This window comes from Shigella sp. FC1567, from assembly GCF_001743015.1.
Lineage (GTDB): Bacteria > Pseudomonadota > Gammaproteobacteria > Enterobacterales > Enterobacteriaceae > Escherichia > Escherichia coli.
In genome coordinates this window covers 1-1,571 of record NZ_MIIV01000264.1, presented here as the reverse complement: position 1 = coordinate 1,571, position 1,571 = coordinate 1, and the positions used below count along the sequence as shown (strand labels likewise).

General features: G+C 43.9%; 1 protein-coding gene and 4 pseudogenes. 4 read left to right on the top strand and 1 reads right to left on the bottom strand.

Going from position 1 to position 1,571, the window contains the following annotated elements; all coding sequences use genetic code 11:
- Nucleotides 1–256, bottom strand: a pseudogene (locus tag BHE85_RS15205) (class I SAM-dependent methyltransferase); the annotation flags it as partial.
- 56 nt (nt 257–312) lie between these two features.
- On the opposite strand from BHE85_RS15205, the pseudogene BHE85_RS15200 reads away from it, so the two are divergent.
- From BHE85_RS15200 to BHE85_RS15190, 4 genes and pseudogenes are all read left to right on the top strand, one after another.
- A pseudogene (locus tag BHE85_RS15200) lies at nt 313–581 on the top strand (tail fiber assembly protein).
- Between the two features lie 96 nt (nt 582–677).
- Nucleotides 678–947 (top strand): annotated as a pseudogene (locus BHE85_RS28440) (DUF4376 domain-containing protein); the annotation flags it as partial.
- A gap of 223 nt (nt 948–1,170) precedes the next feature.
- A pseudogene (locus tag BHE85_RS15195) lies at nt 1,171–1,296 on the top strand (OmpW family outer membrane protein); the annotation flags it as partial.
- Nucleotides 1,297–1,406: 110 nt separating this feature from the next.
- On the top strand, nt 1,407–1,571 hold a 165-nt coding region (locus tag BHE85_RS15190), incomplete at its 3' end, for an IS1 family transposase (RefSeq protein WP_047664789.1).

Genomic DNA, 1,571 nt, shown 5'->3' with positions numbered 1-1,571 from the left:
TAGCTTCGTTCAAATCCATTAAAGATATCAGACTACTCTCAGGTACGTGAGTAAGGTAAAACCCAGTTCCAACACCAATATCCAGATGGTTGTTACCTACATGTTCCAGATAGTGTGGAAGAAGGTGTTCCTTTGTAGGACATCCCCATGCAAGCCGATTTGATACTCCCAAAACCCACCAGTCATAAAGCTTTAGGGTAAGTGGTGTGTAAATTTTAGCCCCATCATCTGTGTTTTTTTTCATTGATTTCACCATGTTATAGTTTTATTTGTGAATTAAATCAATTATGGCGATGAATTACAAGGGGTTAAATGCTGCCGCAGCATAGCGATATTGAAATAGCCTGGTATGCTTCGATACAGCAGGAGACGAATGGCTGGAAGACCGTCACCACACAGTTCTACATCCAGGAATTCAGTGAGTATATTGCGCCACTGCAGGATGCTGTAGATCTGGAAATCGCAACGGAGGAAGAAAGATCGTTGCTGGAGGCATGGAATAAATATCGGGTATTGTTGAATCGTGTTGATACATCAACTGCACCGATATTGAGTGGCCTGCAAATCCTGTCAGGGAGTAATCATTGGGATTATGCCGCAGACACGTCGTATGCAGGAACGTGCTGCGGTTAGTTTGTAAGCTTTCGATAGTGGTTGTTATTTTTGCCCTTATTTGTTCCGGAGGCCATGGTTCAATGGTCCGTCTGCCCCCTGTGGTGATGTCAGCAAAATCAGCCACTGCGCGAACCACAATAGCCCGGGAAGATGCTGAAGATCACCAGGTAAAGCTGTCAGCGCAGAAACTGGAAGAACTGCTCGCATCAATGGTTAAGGATGAGGTTGATCGCAATGATGGGATTTATTGACGTCAGCGAGAGCAGAAGGAAGAACTGAATAACCTGAATGATTTACGCTCAATCAGAGCGATGATGATTGGCAGTAATTAGCGGTCAATTTCGGTTTTTTTGGCTGTGCGCTCCCCGCCCAGCATTGCGCGTCAATTAGCCCCCAAAAAAACGAAAAAGTTACAATCAAGTAAAAAATTCCTTCTGCAAAACTAAAAAAGATTTCAATAAAATCAGACAGTTAAAAACATAAAAAAAGGTACAAAAAAAACATCTCAAAGTCTTGTTTTTTGCTTCAAATACAATTGGTTATTGTGTTTTTTGAAACCTACCAGTCTGGTACATGGATATCGATACCACCGCCAATTATAAGCTGGGCGGTGCACAGCAACATGATAGCGTACGCCTCGATCCGTGGGTGTTTATGTTCTCAGCAGGATATCGTTTTTAATTCCGCACAAAAACGACCCCGTAATATACGGGGTCAATAAGGACATGGCATAAAGGGTAATGCTGCCAACTTACTGATTTAGTGTATGATGGTGATTTTAAGGTGCTTGCGTGGCTTCCATTTCCATCAGATGTCCTTCCTGCTCCGCTACTGAAGGCGTGGTGCGTAACGGCAAAAGCACTGCCGGACATCAGCGCTATCTCTGCTCTCATTGCCGTAAAACATGGCAACTACAGTTCACTTACACCGCCTCTCAGCCCGGTACGCACCAGAAA